The sequence below is a fragment of the Serratia marcescens subsp. marcescens ATCC 13880 genome, assembly GCF_017299535.1.
GTDB lineage: Bacteria > Pseudomonadota > Gammaproteobacteria > Enterobacterales > Enterobacteriaceae > Serratia > Serratia marcescens.
Map to the genome: position 1 here is coordinate 1278070 of NZ_CP071238.1, position 20055 is coordinate 1298124.

General features: G+C 57.6%; 17 protein-coding genes, 6 tRNA genes and 2 other RNA genes. 24 read left to right on the top strand and 1 reads right to left on the bottom strand.

The window, feature by feature from the left end:
• Positions 1-3 precede the first annotated feature (3 nt).
• From J0F90_RS05980 to sucD, 5 genes are all read left to right on the top strand, one after another.
• Complete coding sequence (locus tag J0F90_RS05980) at positions 4-720, top strand: succinate dehydrogenase iron-sulfur subunit (protein WP_004939885.1); 717 nt, start codon at positions 4-6, stop codon at positions 718-720.
• A 275-nt stretch (positions 721-995) separates the two neighbouring features.
• Positions 996-3803: a 2-oxoglutarate dehydrogenase E1 component gene (gene sucA, locus J0F90_RS05985; RefSeq protein WP_025301881.1), complete on the top strand. Its 2808-nt coding sequence runs from the start codon at positions 996-998 to the stop codon at positions 3801-3803.
• 64 nt (positions 3804-3867) lie between these two features.
• A complete protein-coding gene (gene odhB / locus J0F90_RS05990; protein WP_015376977.1) occupies positions 3868-5085 on the top strand; it encodes a 2-oxoglutarate dehydrogenase complex dihydrolipoyllysine-residue succinyltransferase in 1218 nt (405 codons plus the stop codon).
• A gap of 122 nt (positions 5086-5207) precedes the next feature.
• The gene (sucC, locus tag J0F90_RS05995; RefSeq protein ID WP_015376978.1) at positions 5208-6374 is read left to right on the top strand and encodes an ADP-forming succinate--CoA ligase subunit beta; all 1167 of its coding nucleotides are present in this window, start codon (positions 5208-5210) and stop codon (positions 6372-6374) included.
• Positions 6374-7246, top strand: coding sequence for a succinate--CoA ligase subunit alpha (gene sucD / locus J0F90_RS06000; protein WP_004939878.1), 873 nt, complete (start codon positions 6374-6376; stop codon positions 7244-7246). The genes sucC and sucD overlap by 1 nt, the downstream gene beginning before the upstream one ends.
• Before the next feature lie 72 nt (positions 7247-7318).
• Here the strand turns inward: sucD and J0F90_RS06005 are convergent, their stop codons facing one another.
• Positions 7319-9217, bottom strand: a complete 1899-nt coding sequence (locus J0F90_RS06005; RefSeq protein WP_033641069.1) for a bifunctional metallophosphatase/5'-nucleotidase — start codon at positions 9215-9217, stop codon at positions 7319-7321.
• A 682-nt stretch (positions 9218-9899) separates the two neighbouring features.
• On the opposite strand from J0F90_RS06005, the gene cydA reads away from it, so the two are divergent.
• The 19 genes from cydA (at position 9900) to J0F90_RS06100 (ending at position 19997) form a co-directional block, all read left to right on the top strand.
• The gene (gene cydA / locus J0F90_RS06010) at positions 9900-11468 is read left to right on the top strand and encodes a cytochrome ubiquinol oxidase subunit I (RefSeq protein ID WP_033641068.1); all 1569 of its coding nucleotides are present in this window, start codon (positions 9900-9902) and stop codon (positions 11466-11468) included.
• Positions 11469-11482: 14 nt separating this feature from the next.
• Positions 11483-12622, top strand: coding sequence for a cytochrome d ubiquinol oxidase subunit II (cydB, locus tag J0F90_RS06015; RefSeq protein WP_016928727.1), 1140 nt, complete (start codon positions 11483-11485; stop codon positions 12620-12622).
• 17 nt (positions 12623-12639) lie between these two features.
• Positions 12640-12753, top strand: coding sequence for a cytochrome bd-I oxidase subunit CydX (cydX, locus tag J0F90_RS06020; RefSeq protein WP_004939868.1), 114 nt, complete (start codon positions 12640-12642; stop codon positions 12751-12753).
• Entirely contained in the window at positions 12753-13049 is a 297-nt protein-coding gene (gene ybgE, locus J0F90_RS06025) for a cyd operon protein YbgE (RefSeq protein WP_033641067.1), read from the top strand. The genes cydX and ybgE overlap by 1 nt, the downstream gene beginning before the upstream one ends.
• 130 nt (positions 13050-13179) lie before the next feature.
• Positions 13180-13584 carry a tol-pal system-associated acyl-CoA thioesterase gene (gene ybgC, locus J0F90_RS06030; RefSeq protein ID WP_004939863.1) on the top strand — a complete coding sequence of 135 codons (405 nt, stop codon included), beginning with the start codon at positions 13180-13182 and terminating at the stop codon, positions 13582-13584.
• Positions 13581-14264 carry a Tol-Pal system protein TolQ gene (gene tolQ, locus J0F90_RS06035; protein WP_004939862.1) on the top strand — a complete coding sequence of 228 codons (684 nt, stop codon included), beginning with the start codon at positions 13581-13583 and terminating at the stop codon, positions 14262-14264. The genes ybgC and tolQ overlap by 4 nt, the downstream gene beginning before the upstream one ends.
• Before the next feature lie 12 nt (positions 14265-14276).
• Positions 14277-14705, top strand: coding sequence for a colicin uptake protein TolR (gene tolR / locus J0F90_RS06040; RefSeq protein WP_004939859.1), 429 nt, complete (start codon positions 14277-14279; stop codon positions 14703-14705).
• Between the two features lie 81 nt (positions 14706-14786).
• Positions 14787-16013: a cell envelope integrity protein TolA gene (tolA, locus tag J0F90_RS06045; RefSeq protein WP_033641066.1), complete on the top strand. Its 1227-nt coding sequence runs from the start codon at positions 14787-14789 to the stop codon at positions 16011-16013.
• Positions 16014-16145: 132 nt separating this feature from the next.
• Positions 16146-17438 carry a Tol-Pal system beta propeller repeat protein TolB gene (gene tolB / locus J0F90_RS06050; protein WP_004939856.1) on the top strand — a complete coding sequence of 431 codons (1293 nt, stop codon included), beginning with the start codon at positions 16146-16148 and terminating at the stop codon, positions 17436-17438.
• A gap of 44 nt (positions 17439-17482) precedes the next feature.
• Complete coding sequence (gene pal / locus J0F90_RS06055; RefSeq protein ID WP_004939853.1) at positions 17483-17998, top strand: peptidoglycan-associated lipoprotein Pal; 516 nt, start codon at positions 17483-17485, stop codon at positions 17996-17998.
• A gap of 9 nt (positions 17999-18007) precedes the next feature.
• Positions 18008-18802, top strand: coding sequence for a cell division protein CpoB (cpoB, locus tag J0F90_RS06060; protein ID WP_004939852.1), 795 nt, complete (start codon positions 18008-18010; stop codon positions 18800-18802).
• Between the two features lie 178 nt (positions 18803-18980).
• Positions 18981-19056: transfer RNA gene (locus tag J0F90_RS06065), tRNA-Lys, on the top strand.
• A 29-nt stretch (positions 19057-19085) separates the two neighbouring features.
• Positions 19086-19161, top strand: a tRNA-Val gene (locus tag J0F90_RS06070).
• A 7-nt stretch (positions 19162-19168) separates the two neighbouring features.
• A tRNA-Lys gene (locus tag J0F90_RS06075) sits at positions 19169-19244 on the top strand.
• Positions 19245-19396: 152 nt separating this feature from the next.
• A tRNA-Lys gene (locus J0F90_RS06080) sits at positions 19397-19472 on the top strand.
• Positions 19473-19485: 13 nt separating this feature from the next.
• Positions 19486-19595, top strand: a non-coding RNA gene (locus J0F90_RS06085) — RtT sRNA.
• Between the two features lie 45 nt (positions 19596-19640).
• A tRNA-Val gene (locus J0F90_RS06090) sits at positions 19641-19716 on the top strand.
• Between the two features lie 6 nt (positions 19717-19722).
• A tRNA-Lys gene (locus J0F90_RS06095) sits at positions 19723-19798 on the top strand.
• Between the two features lie 74 nt (positions 19799-19872).
• Positions 19873-19997, top strand: a non-coding RNA gene (locus tag J0F90_RS06100) — RtT sRNA.
• The last annotated feature ends 58 nt before the right edge of the window (positions 19998-20055 follow it).

Sequence of the window (20055 nt, forward strand, 5' to 3'; positions counted from 1 at the left end):
CAGATGAAACTCGAATTTTCCATTTATCGCTACAATCCGGATGTCGACGACGCGCCGCACATGCAGGATTACACCCTGGAAGCGGAAGAAGGTCGCGACATGATGCTGCTGGATGCGTTGATCCAGCTGAAAGAAAAAGACCCGACCCTGTCGTTCCGTCGCTCATGCCGCGAAGGCGTGTGCGGTTCCGACGGCCTGAACATGAACGGTAAAAACGGCCTCGCGTGCATCACTCCGATTTCGTCGCTGCGCAAAGGCAACGGCAAGATCGTGATCCGTCCGCTGCCGGGCCTGCCGGTAGTGCGCGATCTGGTGGTGGATATGGGCCAGTTCTATACCCAATATGAAAAGATCAAGCCATACCTGCTGAACGACGGCAAGAACCCGCCGGCGCGCGAGCACCTGCAATCGCCGGAGCAGCGCGCCAAGCTGGACGGTCTGTACGAGTGCATCCTGTGCGCCTGCTGTTCAACCTCTTGCCCATCGTTCTGGTGGAACCCGGACAAGTTCATCGGCCCAGCCGGTCTGTTGGCGGCGTATCGCTTCCTGATCGACAGCCGTGACACGGAAACGCAAGAACGTTTAGATGATCTGGACGACGCTTTTAGTGTTTTCCGCTGCCATAGCATTATGAATTGTGTCAGTGTATGTCCTAAAGGCTTGAACCCGACGCGTGCGATCGGGCATATCAAGTCCATGCTGCTGCAACGCGGCGCATAAACGGAATGAGATGCTGCGCCGGGCTCTTTTCCGGCGCACATCCCATAGGGGAGGGAACCTCTAAAAACTGACCCGCGGCTGCGGCGCTATGCAGCCTGGTTCTTCCGCCGGTTTTTAGAGGTTCCTTGTAAGGGACCGCAAGGTCCATAACAGAACGTATCGGGCCGTCATGGCCGCAAGTACGTCGAGTGAACCGTTTTACGGCAAACCGTATTCATCACGGTAATTATGTTAACCACGGCGAAAACTAAAGCTTCAAAGCTTAAGGGATCATGATGCAGAACGGCGCAATGAAGGCCTGGCTGGATTCCTCCTATCTGGCGGGCGCGAACCAGTCTTACATAGAGCAGCTCTATGAAGACTTCTTAACCGATCCGGGTTCCGTTGAAGATAGCTGGCGTTCCATTTTTCAACAGCTACCAACCGCGGGTGTCAAACCCGATCAGCTTCACTCTCAAACGCGCGATTACTTCCGCCGCCTGGCGAAAGACTCCGCGCGCTACAACACCACCATCACCGATCCGGAAACCGACGCCAAACAGGTCAAGGTACTGCAGCTGATCAACGCCTTCCGCTTCCGCGGGCATCAGCATGCCAACCTCGATCCGCTTGGCCTGTGGCAGCGCGAGCAAGTTCCTGACCTTGATCCCGCTTACCACAACCTGACCGAAGCCGATTTCCAGGAAACCTTCAACGTGGGCTCTTTCGCCATCGGCAAAGAAACCATGAAGCTGGGCGATCTGTACGCCGCGCTGAAGCAGACCTATTGCGGGTCGATCGGCGCTGAGTACATGCACATCACCAACACCGAAGAGAAACGCTGGATCCAGCAGCGCATCGAGTCGGTGGTGGGGCGCGCCAGCTTTACCGCCGACGAAAAACGCCGTTTCCTGAACGAGCTGACCGCGGCGGAAGGCCTGGAACGTTACCTGGGCGCCAAATTCCCGGGTGCCAAACGCTTCTCGCTGGAAGGCGGCGACGCGCTGGTGCCGATGCTGAAAGAGATGGTGCGCCACGCTGGCAAGAACGGCACGCGCGAAGTGGTGTTGGGCATGGCCCACCGCGGCCGTCTGAACGTGCTGATCAACGTGCTGGGCAAAAAGCCGGCCGATCTGTTCGACGAATTCGCCGGCAAGCATAAAGAACACCTCGGCACCGGTGACGTGAAATATCACCAGGGCTTCTCTTCCGACGTGGAAACCGAAGGTGGCATGGTTCACCTGGCGCTGGCGTTCAACCCGTCGCACCTGGAGATCGTCAGCCCGGTGGTCATGGGGTCGGTTCGCGCCCGTCGCGATCGTCTGGACGAAGCGCGCAGCAACATGGTGCTGCCGATCACCATCCACGGCGACGCCGCCATCACCGGCCAGGGCGTGGTTCAGGAAACCCTGAACATGTCTCAGGCCCGCGGCTACGAAGTGGGCGGCACCGTGCGTATCGTCATCAACAACCAGGTTGGCTTCACCACCTCCAACCCGCTGGATGCGCGCTCTACCGAATACTGCACCGACATCGCCAAAATGGTTCAGTCGCCGATCTTCCACGTTAATGCGGACGATCCGGAGGCCGTGGCCTTCGTCACCCGCCTGGCGTTGGATTTCCGTAACACCTTTAAGCGTGACGTGATGATCGATCTGGTCTGCTACCGTCGCCATGGGCACAACGAGGCCGACGAGCCGAGCGCCACCCAGCCGGTGATGTATCAGAAGATCAAGAAACACCCTACGCCGCGCAAAATCTACGCTGACGTGCTGACCGAGCAGAAAGTGGCCAGCCTGGAAGATGCCACGGAAATGGTCAACCTGTACCGCGACGCGCTCGACCGCGGCGATTGCGTGGTTGAAGAGTGGCGTCCGATGAACCTGCACTCCTTCACCTGGTCACCGTACCTGAACCACGAGTGGGACGAAGAGTACCCGAGCAAGGTTGAGATGAAGCGCCTGCAGGAGCTGGCACGCCGCATCAGCACCGTGCCGGAAGCGATCGAAATGCAGTCGCGCGTGGCGAAAATCTACGCTGACCGCGCCGAGATGGCCGCAGGCAACAAGCCGTTCGACTGGGGCGCCGCCGAAACGCTGGCCTACGCCACCATGGCGGATGAAGGCATTCCAATCCGCATCTCCGGCGAAGACGCCGGCCGCGGCACCTTCTTCCACCGTCACGCGGTGGTGCACAACCAGAAAAACGGTTCGGTCTACGTTCCGCTGGCGAATATCCACAGCGGCCAGGGCGAATTCAAGGTCTGGGACTCCGTGCTGTCTGAAGAAGCGGTGCTGGCGTTCGAATACGGCTACGCCACGGCGGAACCGCGTACGCTGACCATCTGGGAAGCGCAGTTCGGCGACTTCGCCAACGGCGCGCAGGTCGTTATCGACCAGTTCATCAGCTCCGGCGAGCAAAAATGGGGCCGTATGTGCGGCCTGGTGATGCTGCTGCCGCACGGCTATGAAGGCCAGGGCCCTGAGCACTCTTCCGCGCGTCTGGAACGCTATCTGCAGCTGTGCGCAGAGCAGAACATGCAGGTGTGCGTCCCGTCCACGCCGGCGCAGGTTTACCATATGCTGCGTCGTCAGGCGCTGCGCGGTATGCGCCGTCCGTTGGTGGTGATGTCGCCGAAGTCGCTGCTGCGTCATCCGCTGGCGATTTCTTCGCTGGACGAGCTGGCCAACGGCACCTTCCTGCCGGCGATCGGCGAGATCGACGACTTGGATCCGAAAGCGGTCAAGCGCGTCGTGCTGTGCTCCGGCAAGGTCTACTACGACCTGCTGGAACAGCGTCGCAAGAACGAGCAGAAAGACGTGGCCATCGTGCGCATCGAGCAGCTGTATCCGTTCCCGCATCAGGCCGTGCAGGCCGTGCTGGAGCAATACTCGCACGTGCATGATTTCGTCTGGTGTCAGGAAGAGCCGCTGAACCAGGGCGCCTGGTACTGCAGCCAGCACAACTTCCGTGAAGTGGTGCCGTTCGGGGCTTCTTTACGTTACGCAGGACGTCCGGCCTCCGCTTCTCCGGCGGTGGGCTATATGTCCGTACACCAGAAGCAGCAGCAGGCTCTGGTGAACGACGCGCTGAATATTGACTAATGTTCGCTCGCTTGCCGGCCGTGGGGCCGGCAAGCAGATGATAAAAAACTTAAGGGAAAGCTAAATGAGTAGCGTAGATATTCTGGTTCCTGACCTTCCTGAATCGGTTGCCGATGCGACCGTAGCCACCTGGCACAAAAAGCCGGGCGACAGCGTGCAGCGTGATGAAGTCCTGGTTGAAATCGAAACCGACAAAGTGGTGTTGGAAGTGCCGGCCAGTGAAGCGGGCATTCTCGATGCTATCGTGGAAGAAGAGGGCGCGACCGTACTGTCTCGCCAGCTGCTCGGCCGCATCCGCCCAGGCGACAGCTCCGGCAAACCGACCGCCGAGAAGAGCCAGGAGAAAGAGTCCACGCCTGCACAGCGCGCGACCGCGAGCCTGGAAGAAGAAAGCAATGACGCGCTCAGCCCGGCGATTCGCCGCCTGATCGCCGAACACGACCTCGATGCCGGCGCCATCAAAGGCACCGGCGTGGGTGGCCGCATCACGCGTGAAGACGTGGAAGCGCACCTGGCCAAAGGCGGCGCCGCCGCCAAACCGGCCGCCGCCGCTGAAGCCGCACCGCAGCCTGCTCTGGCCGGCCGTAGCGAAAAACGCGTGCCGATGACTCGCCTGCGCAAACGCGTCGCTGAGCGTCTGCTGGAAGCGAAGAACAGCACCGCGATGCTGACCACCTTCAACGAAATCAACATGCAGCCGATCATGGATCTGCGCAAGCAGTACGGCGAAGCCTTCGAGAAGCGCCACGGCGTGCGTCTGGGCTTCATGTCCTTCTACATCAAGGCGGTGGTTGAAGCGCTGAAGCGCTTCCCGGAAGTGAACGCGTCGATCGACGGTTCCGACGTGGTTTACCACAACTACTTCGACATCAGCATCGCGGTTTCTACCCCGCGCGGCCTGGTGACGCCGGTACTGCGCGATGTGGACGCCATGAGCATGGCTGACATCGAGAAGAAAATCAAAGAGCTGGCCGTTAAGGGCCGCGACGGCAAACTGACCGTGGAAGAGCTGACCGGCGGTAACTTCACCATTACCAACGGCGGCGTATTCGGCTCCCTGATGTCTACCCCGATCATCAACCCGCCGCAGAGCGCCATCCTGGGCATGCACGCCATCAAAGATCGCCCAATGGCGGTCAATGGTCAGGTGGTGATCCAGCCGATGATGTATCTGGCGCTGTCTTATGACCACCGCCTGATCGACGGTAAAGAATCCGTCGGTTATCTGGTGACGGTCAAAGAGATGCTGGAAGATCCGGCTCGTCTGCTGCTGGACGTCTAGTAACCCTTGCCGGGCGCGGCGTGCCGCGCCCGCACTCTGTGCTATGTGGCCGGAAAACCATGCGGTTTACCGCGTAATAATGGTCCGGCTAAAAACCTTCAGAACTGAATGGATAGAACATCATGAATTTACACGAATATCAGGCAAAACAGCTGTTTGCTCGGTATGGCATGCCGGCACCAACCGGTTACGCCTGTACCACTCCGCGTGAAGCAGAAGAAGCCGCATCCAAAATCGGCTCCGGCCCGTGGGTGGTGAAATGTCAGGTTCATGCTGGCGGCCGCGGTAAAGCGGGCGGCGTTAAAGTCGTCAACAGCAAAGAAGATATCCGTGCTTTCGCGGAAGCCTGGTTGGGCAAACGTCTGGTGACTTACCAGACTGACGCGCTGGGCCAGCCGGTTAACCAGATCCTGGTTGAAGCGGCGACCGACATCGATAAAGAACTGTACCTGGGCGCCGTCGTAGACCGCGCGACCCGTCGCATCGTATTCATGGCGTCTACCGAAGGCGGCGTGGAAATCGAGAAAGTGGCGGAAGAAACCCCTGAACTGATCCACAAAATGACCATCGATCCGCTGGCGGGTCCACAGCCTTATCAGGGCCGTGAGCTGGCCTTCAAACTGGGCCTGACCGGCAAGCAAGTCAGCCAGTTCGCCAAGATCTTCATGGGCCTGGCGACGCTGTTCCTGGAGCGCGACCTGGCGATGGTTGAGATCAACCCGCTGGTGATCACCAAGCAGGGCGATCTGGTGTGCCTGGACGGCAAACTGGGCGCCGACGGCAACGCCCTGTTCCGTCAGCCTGAACTGCGTGAAATGCGTGACCCTTCTCAGGAAGATGAGCGTGAATCCCGTGCGGCCCAGTGGGAGCTGAACTACGTTGCCCTCGACGGCAACATCGGCTGCATGGTGAACGGCGCAGGTCTGGCGATGGGCACCATGGACATCGTTAAACTGCACGGCGGCGAGCCGGCCAACTTCCTGGACGTAGGCGGCGGCGCGACCAAAGAGCGCGTGACCGAAGCGTTCAAAATCATCCTGTCCGACGACAAGGTGAAAGCGGTTCTGGTTAACATCTTCGGTGGTATCGTTCGTTGCGATCTGATCGCCGACGGCATCATCGGCGCAGTGGCTGAAGTGGGCGTTAACGTCCCGGTCGTGGTGCGCCTGGAAGGGAACAACGCCGAACTGGGCGCCAAGAAACTGGCGGACAGCGGCCTGAATATCATTGCTGCGACCAGCCTGACTGATGCGGCTCAGCAAGTTGTTGCAGCAGTGGAGGGTAAATAATGTCCATCTTAATCGATAAAAACACCAAAGTAATTTGCCAGGGCTTCACCGGTAGCCAGGGGACTTTCCACTCCGAACAAGCTATCGCTTACGGCACCAAAATGGTTGGCGGCGTCACCCCAGGCAAAGGCGGCACTCAGCACCTGGGTCTGCCGGTGTTCAACACCGTGCGCGAAGCGGTTGAAGCGACCGGCGCGACGGCCTCCGTCATTTACGTTCCAGCGCCGTTCTGCAAAGACTCCATTCTGGAAGCGATCGATGCCGGCATCAAATTGATCATCACCATCACCGAAGGCATCCCGACCCTGGACATGCTGACCGTGAAAGTGAAGCTGGACGAAGCCGGCGTGCGCATGATTGGGCCGAACTGCCCTGGCGTGATCACCCCGGGCGAGTGCAAAATCGGCATCATGCCTGGCCACATCCACCTGCCGGGCAAAGTGGGCATCGTTTCCCGCTCCGGCACCCTGACCTATGAAGCGGTGAAACAAACCACCGATGCCGGTCTGGGCCAGTCCACCTGTGTGGGCATCGGCGGCGACCCGATCCCGGGCTCCAACTTCATCGATATCCTGAAGATGTTCCAACAGGATCCGCAGACCGAAGCGATCGTGATGATCGGTGAGATCGGCGGCAGCGCTGAAGAAGAAGCGGCGGCTTACATCAAAGAACACGTCACCAAACCGGTCGTGGGTTACATCGCCGGCGTGACCGCGCCGAAAGGCAAACGCATGGGCCACGCGGGCGCCATCATCGCCGGCGGCAAAGGCACGGCGGACGAGAAGTTTGCTGCGCTGGAAGCGGCGGGCGTGAAAACCGTTCGCAGCCTGGCGGACATCGGCGACGCGGTAAAAGCGGTGCTGAAGCGCTAAGAACCTAGTACGAAATAACAATATCTCGACATGTTTGGCCACCCATTGGGTGGCCTTTTTTATGGGTAAAGATCAGAAATCGTTGAGCGCCTTGATCAGCGCGATCCGATCCTGCAGGCGGCGCTGCTGCACCGGATCCGCGGCGGCTTGCCGCTGCTGCTCCAGCGAGGTGAGGGCGGCGCGGCAATCGTCGGCGTTGCTGAACAGCGCGTCTTTGACGTTGATCGAGGCGACGTTGGTGTAGCGCCCGTCGTCGGTGGTCGGTACCTGGATAACGCCTTCATTAAGCAGCCGTTTGACGATCGCCCGCTGCGGTTCGTATCCTTCCATGCCAACCAGTTTCCAGCGCTGCGGCGGCACGCCCTGGTATTGGCCGTGTTTCACTTCCGTCAGGTAGCGCAGGGCCAGGTGGCGAATGGTGCCTTCTTCTTCACCGTATTGCGCTTTGCTGTCGAACAGCACCGGGAAGGATTGCCCTTCCAGCGCGCCGCCCTTTTGCGTCAGGTGGCCCATGCGGTAACTGTTCATGCCCAGACGGATCGGCATGTCGTCGGTGACCGGCGTGCCGTCCGCCAGGCGCAGATCGACGATGCGCGAACCGGCGGGTTGGCGCAGATCAATGGTATAGGTGACGCCATCGAAGAAATCGTTGGTGGAATATTTGGACGAACGCCGCGCCGGGTTAAAGCTGTAGGTGACGTCGCCCGGCTGCAGCTGATTGAAGTAGCCGGCGGACCACTCCATATAGCGTTTAAGCGCTTTACCGTTAAGTTGATAAACGGTGATCTCGCCGCCGGCGTATTGGTAGTTAAAGGCGATATCCTTGGCCTTGATGTCGCCGACGTCCAGTTTGGCGCGATCGTTGTCGATCTGCAGAGCGATCACCTGCGCCTGCGGTGCGTAGTGACGGGCGGCCTGCTGGAACAGCGCGCTGATGCCGGTATCCTGCACGTGCACCTGAGGAATGCCGCGGAACTCGTCGGCAGGCACCAGATCGCTGCCGCTCAGCTTCGCCACCACCCGGTTGGCGTTGGCGCGCAAAATGTCATGATACGGCTGGTAGAGAGCCTGCATGGCGCTGTCCGGCGTCAGCCCTTTGATCGGGTAGGTGTAGCTGTTTTTGTCGATCAGCGTGAATTTGCCGTCGCGGCGTTCAAATTGCAGATCGATGCGTGACAGCGCGCGGCCGTATTTGTCCGGTTCGGTGATGATGACGCCGTTGACCACCGCCTTGTCGATCTTCACATGCATGTGGCCGGCGACGATCGCCGCCAGTTCCGGGTTGGCGTTGGCAATGTCGGCCACGCCGGTGCCCGGGCGCTGGTTCTCGTTGTCGATGCCCATATGCGCCACCAGTACGATGGCATCAACCTGGCCGTCGATTTGTTTGATGACCTGTTTCACCGCCTGCACCGGATCGGTGAAGTTCAGTCCTTTGATACGATCGGTGCCCTTGGCGAATTCAGCGGTCATCGGCGTGTCCATGCCGATAATGCCGATCTTCACGCCCTGGCGTTCGAGGATGGTGTAGGCCGGCAGATAAGGCTTGCCGTTGTCCCAGACGATGTTGCCCGCCAGCGCCGCGCCCTTGAACTGCTTGAGCGGGGTGGCCAGCGCCGGCAGGCCGAAGTCGAACTCGTGATTGCCCATCACCCAGACGTCGTAGTTGAGCGTGTTGAGGCCCAGCATCATCGGGCTGACGGCCTCATGCTTGAAGGTTTCAACGAAGTTGCCCTGAATAGTGTCGCCGGCGTCCACCAGGATCAGGTTAGGCTGCTCGGCGCGTACCTTTTTGACCTGAGTGGCTATCTGGCTCAGGCTGCCCGCCAGGTTTTCCGTGTCGCTGGCGTAGTCCCAAGGCACGAAGGTACCGTGCAGATCGGAGGTGCCCAGCAGGGTGATGTTTACCGTTTCGGCGGCCATGGCGTTTCCCGAGAGTCCCAAGACAGAGGCAAAGATGATTTTTTTCATAACTTATTGTCACTCAATGCAATTTTAACATAAGCGGTCATTTTGCTACAAAATCGCAACCTTTACGATCCCATCGCGAGAAATAGACTAATATTGGAGAGAGATTTGTTGTTTTGTGACTGCAATCACTGTCACGGCTTAATGGAAATAAAAGGTTAATTATGTCGCAGAATAAGCGCGTAATAATACAATGGCAGCTCTTTTAAATTACATTTATTTAACACAAAAATATCATTAAAAAACAATTAAACCATTGCGCAACATGCCCTCAAGAAAAATAGGCGAAATGTGCTGATGAATATGGAAATAATATGCGGATAGGCTTAAATTGTCTCAGATCAAATTAGCCCGAAGTACCTCTTTCGGCTAAGATTTGACCTGTAACCAAAAGTCCAACCCACGTCACGTAAAAACCTATTTATTGTGTGGAATTGGGCGAGTATCATCCATGTTGTGATTATGGATGGTTGATCTTGTTGCATTTGTTACCCGTTGTCGGTTTTCAGTGGCGTGCTTGTCGACGGCCCGAGAGGCTATTGGCGAGTGTGCGGTTGAAAGCGGAGAAGCTGGATCAAATTTGTTGTGTTTAAGGGCATTCACTGCGGGGCGTTACTGGCGGCTTTGAAAGAAGCATGCCGATAACCGCGTGTCGGAGTCTTCCTGCGAGGAGCAAGGAGTCAAGATGTTTGATATTGTCGAACTGTCGCGCTTACAGTTTGCTTTAACGGCGATGTACCATTTCTTATTTGTCCCATTAACGCTCGGTATGGCGTTCTTGCTGGCAATTATGGAAACGGTATATGTCCTGTCTGGCAAACAAATCTATAAAGACATGACCAAATTCTGGGGAAAGTTATTTGCGATTAACTTTGCTCTGGGTGTGGCCACCGGTTTGACCATGGAGTTCCAGTTCGGGACCAACTGGTCGTATTTCTCTCATTACGTCGGCGATATCTTCGGGGCCCCACTGGCTATCGAAGGTCTGATGGCGTTCTTCCTTGAATCGACGCTAGTCGGCCTGTTCTTCTTCGGCTGGGATCGTCTGAGCAAGGTGCAGCACATGGCGGTAACCTGGTTCGTGGCCCTCGGCTCCAACCTGTCCGCGCTGTGGATCCTGGTCGCCAATGGCTGGATGCAGAACCCGATCGCGTCGGATTTCAACTTCGAAACCATGCGCATGGAGATGGTCAGCTTCTCCGAGCTGGTGCTTAACCCGGTTGCGCAGGTGAAATTCGTTCACACCGTGGCTGCAGGTTACACCACCGGCGCCATGTTCGTGCTGGGCATCAGCTCCTACTATCTGCTGAAGGGCCGCGACATCGCTTTCGCCAAGCGCTCCTTCGCCATCGCCGCCAGCTTCGGCATGGCTGCGGTGCTGTCGGTGATCGTGCTGGGTGACGAATCCGGTTACGAAATGGGCGACGTACAGAAAACCAAACTGGCCGCCATCGAAGCGGAGTGGGATACCCAGCCGGCGCCGGCGTCCTTCACTCTGTTCGGCATTCCCGATCAGGACAAGATGGAAAACTCCTTCTCTATTCAGATCCCGTATGCGCTTGGCCTGATCGCCACGCGTTCCACCGACACGCAGGTCACCGGCCTGAAAGATCTGCTGGCGCAACATGAAGTGCGCATCCGCAACGGCATGAAAGCCTACCAGCTGCTGGAAGAGCTGCGCGGCGGCAATACCGATCCTGCGGTGCGTGCGGAATTCAACAAAACCAAGCAAGACCTGGGCTACGGCATGCTGCTGAAGCGTTATACCCCGAACGTCAGTGACGCGACGGAAGCGCAGATCCAGCTGGCGACCAAGGACTCCATTCCACGCGTGGCGCCGCTGTACTTCGCCTTCCGCATCATGGTGGCCTGTGGCGTGCTGATGCTGCTGATTATCGGCCTGTCCTTCCTGAGCGTGGTGCGCGGCCGCATCGGCCAGAAAAAATGGCTGTTGCGTGCGGCGCTGTATGGCCTGCCGCTGCCGTGGATCGCGGTGGAAGCCGGCTGGTTCGTGGCGGAATACGGCCGTCAACCGTGGGCGATTGGTGAGGTGCTGCCGACCGCAGTCGCCAACTCTTCGCTGACCGCGGGCGACATTCTGTTCTCGATGGGGCTGATTTGCGGCTTGTACACCCTGTTCCTGGTGGCTGAAATGTACCTGATGTTCAAGTTTGCGCGTCTGGGTCCAAGCAGCCTGAAAACCGGCCGCTACCACTTTGAACAACCGACTGCCGCCGTGCAGGAAGCGCGCTAAACAGGAGTCCACGTATGTTTGACTATGAAGTACTGCGATTTATCTGGTGGGTGCTGGTTGGCGTACTGCTGATCGGCTTCGCCGTCACCGACGGTTTCGACATGGGCGTCGGCATCCTGGTGCGCATCATCGGTAAAACCGATACCGAGCGCCGGGTGATGATCAACTCCATCGCCCCGCACTGGGACGGTAACCAGGTGTGGCTGATCACCGCCGGCGGCGCGCTGTTCGCCGCCTGGCCGATGGTCTACGCAGCGGCCTTCTCGGGCTTCTACGTCGCCATGATCCTGGTGCTGGCGGCCTTGTTCTTCCGCCCGGTCGGTTTTGACTACCGTTCCAAGCTGGAGAGCACCCGCTGGCGCAACATGTGGGACTGGGGCATCTTCATCGGTTCCTTCGTGCCTGCATTGGTGTTCGGCGTGGCGTTCGGCAACCTGCTGCAGGGCGTGCCGTTCCATGTGGACGAGTACCTGCGTCTGTTCTACACCGGCAACTTCTTCCAACTGCTGAATCCGTTCGGTCTGTTGGCAGGCGTGGTCAGTCTGACCATGCTGGTCACTCAGGGCGCGACTTACCTGCAGATGCGCACCACCGGCGAGATCCACCTGCGGTCACGCGCCGCAGCGCAGATCGCGACGCTGATCATGGCGGTATGCTTCCTGCTGGCGGGCGTGTGGCTGGTGAAAGGCATCGACGGCTACGTGATCACTTCGGCGCTGGACACCATGGCGGAATCCAACCCGCTGCGTAAAGAAGTGGCGCATCAGGCCGGCGCATGGCTGATCAACTTCAACAAGTATCCGCTGCTGTGGGCGTTGCCTGCGCTGGGCGTGGTGCTGCCGTTGTTCACCATCCTGTTCTCGCGTCTGGAGAAAGGCGCGCTGGCGTTCGTCACCTCGTCGCTGACCATCGCCTGCGTCATCCTCACCGCCGGGGTCACCATGTTCCCGTTCGTGATGCCGTCCAGCACCGTGCCTAACGTCAGCCTGACCATGTGGGATGCGACCTCGAGCCTGTTGACGCTGAAAGTGATGACCGTCGTGGCGGCGATCTTCGTGCCTATCGTTTTGGCGTACACCAGCTGGTCGTACTACAAAATGTTCGGTCGCCTCGACAAGAATTACATCGAAAACAACAAGCATTCGCTGTACTAAGGATAAGGAGCTAAACCATGTGGTATTTTGCCTGGATTCTCGGAACGCTTCTTGCCTGCGCCTTCGGCATCATCACGGCGCTGGCGCTTGAGCAGAGCGAAGCGACCAAAGCTCAGCAAGACGGTAAGTGATGAGCTCGTCCGTGATTGACAAGCTGTACGCTGTCACCGACAAGGGCCCGGTTCGGGCCCTTTCCCTGGCGCTGGCGTTGATTTTGGCGGGGTGCGTGTTCTGGGATCCGACGCGTTTCGCCGCCAAAACCAGCTCGCTGGAGATTTGGGAAGGGCTGTTGCTGATTTGGGCCGTATGCGCCGGGGTGATCCACGGTTTCGGATTCCGCCCGCAGCGCAGCGTCTGGCGCGCTTTTTTCGCGCCGCTTCCCGCAATTGTGATCTTGTGCGCAGGATTACTTTACGTTTCTTTATAATCTCCCCGATGTCCCCACGTTATGGGCCCTCACGGCCCATAATTATTTTCATTCCCATCTTGTAACCCATTCCCAACCCGATCCGTCTTGCGTATAGTAGCAGCGTTAAATTGCATTGCTGGGAAGTAGAGTGAGTAATACGTTGTTTCGATGGCCGGTTCGCGTTTACTACGAGGATACCGATGCCAGTGGTGTGGTCTATCACGCCCGCTACGTCGCCTTTTTTGAAAGAGCGCGCACAGAGATGCTGCGTCAGCACAACTTTCATCAACAGCAGCTGCTCAGTGAACAAGTCGCTTTTGTCGTCCGGCGCATGACGGTGGATTATCTGGCTCCGGCTCGTCTCGACGAGCAACTGGAGGTCCAGAGTGAAATCACCTCTCTGCGCGGGGCTTCTCTCACGTTTGCTCAACGCATTGTCAATTCTGACGGGGCCCTACTGAGCCAGGCAGATGTCCTGATTGCCTGTATTGATCCACACCAAATGAAGCCAAGAGCGCTTCCTAAGTCTATTGTCGCGGAGTTTAAGCAGTGACTGACATGAACATCCTAGATTTATTCTTGAAGGCGAGCCTGCTGGTTAAGCTTATCATGTTGATTTTGATATGCTTCTCGGTAGCCTCCTGGGCGATCATCATTCAGCGCACCCGCATCCTCAATGCGGCGACGCGCGACGCCGAAGCCTTTGAAGACAAATTCTGGTCCGGTATCGAGCTTTCCCGTCTGTACCAGGAAAGTCAGGCGCGTCGCGATAGCCTGACCGGTTCCGAGCAGATCTTCCATTCCGGTTTCAAAGAGTTCGCCCGCCTGCACCGCGCCAACAACCATGCGCCGGAGTCGGTGATCGAAGGCGCGTCGCGCGCGATGCGCATTTCGATGAACCGCGAGCTGGAAACGCTGGAAACCCATATTCCGTTCCTCGGCACCGTCGGTTCGATCAGCCCGTATATCGGCCTGTTCGGCACCGTGTGGGGGATCATGCACGCCTTTATCGCGCTGGGCGCGGTGAAGCAAGCCACGCTGCAGATGGTGGCGCCGGGTATCGCCGAAGCGCTGATCGCCACCGCGATCGGTCTGTTCGCCGCCATCCCGGCGGTAATGGCCTACAACCGTCTCAACCAGCGCGTCAACAAGCTTGAGCAGAATTACGACAACTTTATGGAAGAGTTCACCGCTATTCTGCATCGTCAGGCCTTCTCCAGCGACAGCAAATAAGTAGGAGGTAGCATGGCGAGAGTACGTGGACGTAGTCGGCGCGAGCTGAAGTCCGAAATTAACATCGTTCCGCTGCTCGACGTGTTGCTGGTGCTGCTGCTGATCTTTATGGCAACCGCGCCAATCATCACGCAGAGCGTGGAGGTTGACCTGCCGGACGCCACCGATTCCAAGACGGTGTCCAGCGATGACAATCCGCCGGTGATCCTCGAGGTTTCCGGCGTAGGTCAATACACCCTGGTGGTGGATCACAACCGTATGGAGCTGCTGCCGCCTGAGCAAGTCGCGGCCGAAGCCAAGTCGCGTTTGGCGGCTAACCCGAAAACGGTCTTTTTGATCGGCGGTGCGAAGGAAGTCCCTTACGATGAGATTATCAAGGCATTGAATATTCTCCATCAGGCGGGCGTGGCTTCCGTGGGGCTGATGACCCAGCCGATCTGACCGTAAGGCCAACGGCAACCCGGTTCCTGCGCTGCGGCTCAGGAACCCCGTATAAGCAACACCAGTTTTTGGGAATCTATTTTGGTAAAGGCAACTGAGCAAAACGATAAGCTGAACCGCGCCGTTATTGTTTCGGTCGTTCTGCACTTCATACTGATTGCCCTGCTGATTTGGGGATCGCTGCAGGAAAAGGTCGACATGGGCGCCGGCGGCGGCGGCGATGGCACCGTGGTGGGCGCGGTGATGGTCGATCCCGGTGCCGTGGTGGAACAGTACAACCGCCAGCAGCAGCAGAGCAACGATGCGCAGCGTGCCGAGAAGCAGCGCCAGAAAAAAGCGGAGCAACAGGCCGAAGAGCTTCAGCAGAAGCAGGCGGAGCAACAGCAGCGCCTGAAAGAGCTGGAGAAAGAGCGTTTGGCGGCGCAGGAGAAAGCCGCGCAGGACGCCAAAGCGCAGGCTGAGCAACAGCAGAAGGCGGCGGAGCAGCAGAAACAGGCCGCCGAGCAGCAAAAAGCGGCGGAAGCCGCCGCAGCCAAGGCCAAAGAGCAACAGAAGGTCGCCGAAGCCGCCGCCGCCAAGGCGAAGGCCGAAGCGGACAAGGTCGCCAAGGCGCAGGCGGAAGCCCAGAAAAAAGCCGAAGCGGAAGCCAAGAAAGAAGCGGCAGCTGCCGCCGCCGCCAAGAAACAGGCGGAAGAGGCGAAGAAAGCCGCCGCCGCTGCGGCAGAAAAGAAAGCCGCAGAGGCCGCGGAGAAGAAAGCGGCCGCTGAAGCCGAGAAAAAAGCTGCAGCGGAAGCCGAGAAGAAGGCTGCCGCCGAGGCAGAGAAGAAAGCGGCGGCCGAGAAAGCCGCTGCCGCCAAAAAAGCCGCTGCGGACGCCAAGAAGAAGGCCGCCGCCGAGGCTGCGAAACAATCGGAGGAAGTTAGCGATCTGTTTGGCGGCCTGGCGGATGGCAAGAACGCGCCGAAAGGCGGCGGTGCCAAATCGAAGGGCGACGGTAAACCGGCCGGGCAGGGCAATGCCAAAACGGCGGGCGCCAGCGGGGCGGATATCAGCGGTTATATGGGGCAGATCCAAGGGGCGATTCAGAGCAAGTTCTATGACGCCAGCTCGTTCGCCGGCAAAACCTGCGACCTGCGTATCAAGCTGGCGCCGGACGGCCTGCTGATAAGCGTACAAGCGGCGGGCGGCGATCCTGCTTTGTGTCAGGCCGCGGTCTCTGCCGCCAAGTTGGCGCACATACCTAAGCCGCCGAGCGATGCCGTTTATCAGCACTTTAAGAATTCTATCCTTGAATTCAAACCGCAATAACGGTTGATTGACTGAGTAAGATCACAGGGATGTACTAAGGTAACCAACAGGGATTATGTAGTTTTACGTAAGTTGGTTTGTTAAAATTCTGCTAATTTATCGCAGGCATCCCGCCTGGATAAGGGAGATGAGATGAAGCAGGCATTTCGAGTAGCGCTAGGTTTTTTAATTCTGTGGGCGTCCGTGTTGCACGCGGAAGTTCGCATTGAAATCACCCAAGGGGTCGACTCCGCTCGTCCGATTGGCGTGGTGCCGTTTAAATGGGCGGGCCCAGGCACGCCGCCGGAAGATATCGGCAAGATTGTCGGCGCGGATCTGCGCAACAGCGGCAAATTCAACCCGATCGACGTGGCTCGCATGCCGCAGCAACCGACCTCCGCGTCTGAAGTGACGCCGGCGGCCTGGACTGCATTGGGCATCGACGCCGTGGTTGTCGGCCAGGTTCAGCCTGGCGCCGACGGCAGCTACCTGATCTCCTACCAGTTGGTGGACACCTCGGGTTCGCCGGGCACCGTATTGGCGCAGAACCAGTATAAAGTGACCAAACAGTGGTTGCGTTATTCTGCCCATACCGCCAGCGACGAAGTGTTCGAGAAGCTGACCGGCATCAAGGGCGCGTTCCGCACCCGTATTGCCTACGTGGTGCAGACCAACGGCGGGAAATTCCCGTACGAGCTGCGCGTAGCGGATTACGACGGTTACAACCAGTTCACGGTGCACCGTTCGCCTGAGCCGCTGATGTCGCCGGCCTGGTCGCCGGACGGCAGCAAACTGGCTTATGTGACCTTCGAGAGCGGCCGCTCTGCGCTGGTGGTGCAGACCCTGGCTAACGGCGCTATCCGCCAGATCGCCTCTTTCCCGCGCCACAACGGTGCGCCGGCGTTCTCGCCGGACGGCAGCAAGCTGGCCTTCGCGCTGTCCAAGAGCGGCAGCCTGAACCTGTACGTGATGAACCTCGGCTCCGGCCAGATCACGCAGCTGACCGATGGCCGCAACAACAACACCGAACCGACCTGGTTCCCGGATGGCCAGTCTCTGGCGTTTACCTCCGACCAGGGCGGGCGTCCGCAGATTTATAAAATCAGCGCCAGCGGCGGTGCCGCACAGCGTCTGACATGGGAAGGCTCTCAGAACCAGGATTCTGAAGTCAGCTCCGACGGTAAATTCCTGGTGATGGTGAGCACCAACAGTGGTGCACAACACATCGCCAAACAAGATCTTGGATCGGGCGCCGTTCAGGTTTTGACCGGCACCTTCCTGGATGAAACGCCTAGTATTGCGCCAAACGGCACCATGGTGATCTATAGCTCCACGCAAGGTATGGGCTCCGTGCTGCAGTTGGTGTCAACTGATGGGCGTTTCAAAGCGCGTCTTCCGGCAACTGATGGACAGGTCAAATTCCCTGCCTGGTCGCCGTATCTGTGATGCATGTGTAAATATGTATGGCAAACTATAAAAGGATCAAAGAAATGCAACTGAACAAAGTGCTGAAAGGGCTTCTGCTGGCACTGCCAGTTCTGGCTGTAGCAGCTTGTAGTTCTAACAAAAGCGCGAACAACGACCAATCTGGTATGGGCGCTGGCGCCGGCACTGGTATGGAAAACGGCAGCAGCAACCTGTCTTCCGAAGAACAAGCTCGTCTGCAGATGCAAGAACTGCAGAAGAACAACATCGTTTACTTCGGCCTGGACAAGTATGACGTAAGCTCCGAATTCGCTCAGATGCTGGACGCGCACGCTGCATTCCTGCGTAACAACCCGTCTTACAAAGTGACCGTTGAAGGCCACGCTGACGAACGCGGCACGCCGGAATACAACATCGCTCTGGGTGAGCGTCGTGCTAACGCCGTTAAAATGTACCTGCAGGGTAAAGGCGTTTCCGCTGACCAGATCTCTATCGTTTCTTACGGTAAAGAAAAACCAGCAGTACTGGGCCACGACGAAGCGGCTTATGCTAAAAACCGTCGTGCCGTTCTGGTTTACTAAGAGAATCGCATGAACAGTAACTTCAGACGTCACCTGTTGAGTCTGTCGTTACTGGTTGGCGTAGCGGCCCCTTGGGCCGCTACTGCCCAAGCGCCAATCAGTAATGTCGGCTCCGGCTCGGTCGAAGACCGTGTCACCTCGCTTGAGCGCATCAGCAATGCTCAAGGCCAGCTTTTAAACCAACTCCAGCAGCAACTCTCTGACAATCAACGCGACATTGATTCTCTCCGTGGACAAATCCAGGAAAGCCAGTATCAGTTGAATCAGGTCGTTGAACGCCAGAAGCAAATCTATCAACAGATGGATAGCCTCAGCCAGGGCGGCGCTCAGAGCGCCTCTGCGGCAGCGGGCGCTGCCGGCGGGGCAGCCGCAGGCGCATCTTCCGATGCGGGCAGCAGCGCGCCTGCAGCCGCTTCTGCAACGCCGAGCGGCGGTGATGAGAACAGTGACTACAACGCCGCTGTTTCTCTGGCGCTGGAAAAAAAACAGTATGACCAGGCGATTTCCGCCTTTCAGTCCTTCGTAAAACAGTACCCGAAGTCCACTTACCAGCCCAATGCCAACTATTGGCTGGGCCAGTTGTTCTACAACAAGGGTAAAAAAGACGATGCGGCCTACTATTTTGCGGTGGTGGTGAAGAATTACGCTAAATCACCGAAGGCGCCGGACGCCATGTACAAGGTGGGTATCATCATGCAGGAAAAAGGGCAGGCTGATAAAGCCAAGGCCGTGTTCCAGCAGGTGATTAAACAATACCCAACCAGTGCGGCGGCCAAGCAGGCGAAAAGTCGCGTAGGCGGTTAACGGCTAGAAAAATGAGCCCAGAAGTTAGTCGATTTGACCGATTTCTGGGCTCATTCGCGTGAAGAACAAGCAGTTGAACGCATCGGTAAAAAATTTAGGTTGCGCTGCCAAGATAAATTAGTAATATATGCCGCCGTTGCCAAGACATCTTGCAAGATGTTAAAGCGGCAGGGAAATTGGGTCGTTAGCTCAGTTGGTAGAGCAGTTGACTTTTAATCAATTGGTCGCAGGTTCGAATCCTGCACGACCCACCAATTTCTGAAGTAGCAGTAACCACAACAGTGGGTGATTAGCTCAGTTGGTAGAGCATCTCCTTTACACGGAGGGGGTCGGCGGTTCGAGCCCGTCATCACCCACCACTGTTATGGGTCGTTAGCTCAGTTGGTAGAGCAGTTGACTTTTAATCAATTGGTCGCAGGTTCGAATCCTGCACGACCCACCATTCTTTAAGAATGGCAGCTTCAGAATCGGTTTGATGTGGCAAAGTAAAGGTCCGAGTCGAGTACCCGTCGAGTTGTCCTGAACATCCCCATCCTTGTTTTCCGCGAGTCGGTTCCAATAACCTATTCGCCATCAGCAGTAAACCACATCAGTGGGTCGTTAGCTCAGTTGGTAGAGCAGTTGACTTTTAATCAATTGGTCGCAGGTTCGAATCCTGCACGACCCACCACTCTTTAATAGAGCAAGGTGTTAAATCGTCAGGATGAGAACCGTAAAGGTTCGAGTCTCGCGAAGCGAGACAACATCACTCCGGTGGTGGCCCGAAGGGCGAGTTATCCTACACGATCCACCATTCTTTGAGTGGACAAGATGTGAAAAATAGCAGTACCACAGCAGTGGGTGATTAGCTCAGTTGGTAGAGCATCTCCTTTACACGGAGGGGGTCGGCGGTTCGAGCCCGTCATCACCCACCACACTGCGGGTCGTTAGCTCAGTTGGTAGAGCAGTTGACTTTTAATCAATTGGTCGCAGGTTCGAATCCTGCACGACCCACCAATTCAGAAAAAGCGCCTTTGGGCGCTTTTTTCGTTTCTGTAACATCCAAACCTGACCTCATCTTCTCGCTTAACATGGTCACCGAGTCGTGCGGGTGAGATCCTGCGTTCAGGTTCTAGCATCGCGCAGCGATACGACAACGCGCAGCGTTGCCCGCAGGGTGAGGCCACGGGCCGAATCAATCCTGCACGACCCACCCATTCAGAAAAAGCGCCTTTTATCGCATCCGCATCACCGCAATCTGAATCCGCTGCTTT

What these genes read in the sequence shown, in the direction of transcription:
- J0F90_RS05980 (WP_004939885.1), top strand. Translation starts at nt 4, where the DNA reads ATGAAACTCGAATTTTCCATTTATCGCTACAATCCGGATGTCGACGAC.
- sucA (WP_025301881.1), top strand. Translation starts at nt 996, where the DNA reads ATGCAGAACGGCGCAATGAAGGCCTGGCTGGATTCCTCCTATCTGGCG.
- odhB (WP_015376977.1), top strand. Translation starts at nt 3,868, where the DNA reads ATGAGTAGCGTAGATATTCTGGTTCCTGACCTTCCTGAATCGGTTGCC.
- sucC (WP_015376978.1), top strand. Translation starts at nt 5,208, where the DNA reads ATGAATTTACACGAATATCAGGCAAAACAGCTGTTTGCTCGGTATGGC.
- sucD (WP_004939878.1), top strand. Translation starts at nt 6,374, where the DNA reads ATGTCCATCTTAATCGATAAAAACACCAAAGTAATTTGCCAGGGCTTC.
- J0F90_RS06005 (WP_033641069.1), bottom strand. Translation starts at nt 9,217, where the DNA reads ATGAAAAAAATCATCTTTGCCTCTGTCTTGGGACTCTCGGGAAACGCC.
- cydA (WP_033641068.1), top strand. Translation starts at nt 9,900, where the DNA reads ATGTTTGATATTGTCGAACTGTCGCGCTTACAGTTTGCTTTAACGGCG.
- cydB (WP_016928727.1), top strand. Translation starts at nt 11,483, where the DNA reads ATGTTTGACTATGAAGTACTGCGATTTATCTGGTGGGTGCTGGTTGGC.
- cydX (WP_004939868.1), top strand. Translation starts at nt 12,640, where the DNA reads ATGTGGTATTTTGCCTGGATTCTCGGAACGCTTCTTGCCTGCGCCTTC.
- ybgE (WP_033641067.1), top strand. Translation starts at nt 12,753, where the DNA reads ATGAGCTCGTCCGTGATTGACAAGCTGTACGCTGTCACCGACAAGGGC.
- tolR (WP_004939859.1), top strand. Translation starts at nt 14,277, where the DNA reads ATGGCGAGAGTACGTGGACGTAGTCGGCGCGAGCTGAAGTCCGAAATT.
- tolB (WP_004939856.1), top strand. Translation starts at nt 16,146, where the DNA reads ATGAAGCAGGCATTTCGAGTAGCGCTAGGTTTTTTAATTCTGTGGGCG.
- pal (WP_004939853.1), top strand. Translation starts at nt 17,483, where the DNA reads ATGCAACTGAACAAAGTGCTGAAAGGGCTTCTGCTGGCACTGCCAGTT.
- cpoB (WP_004939852.1), top strand. Translation starts at nt 18,008, where the DNA reads ATGAACAGTAACTTCAGACGTCACCTGTTGAGTCTGTCGTTACTGGTT.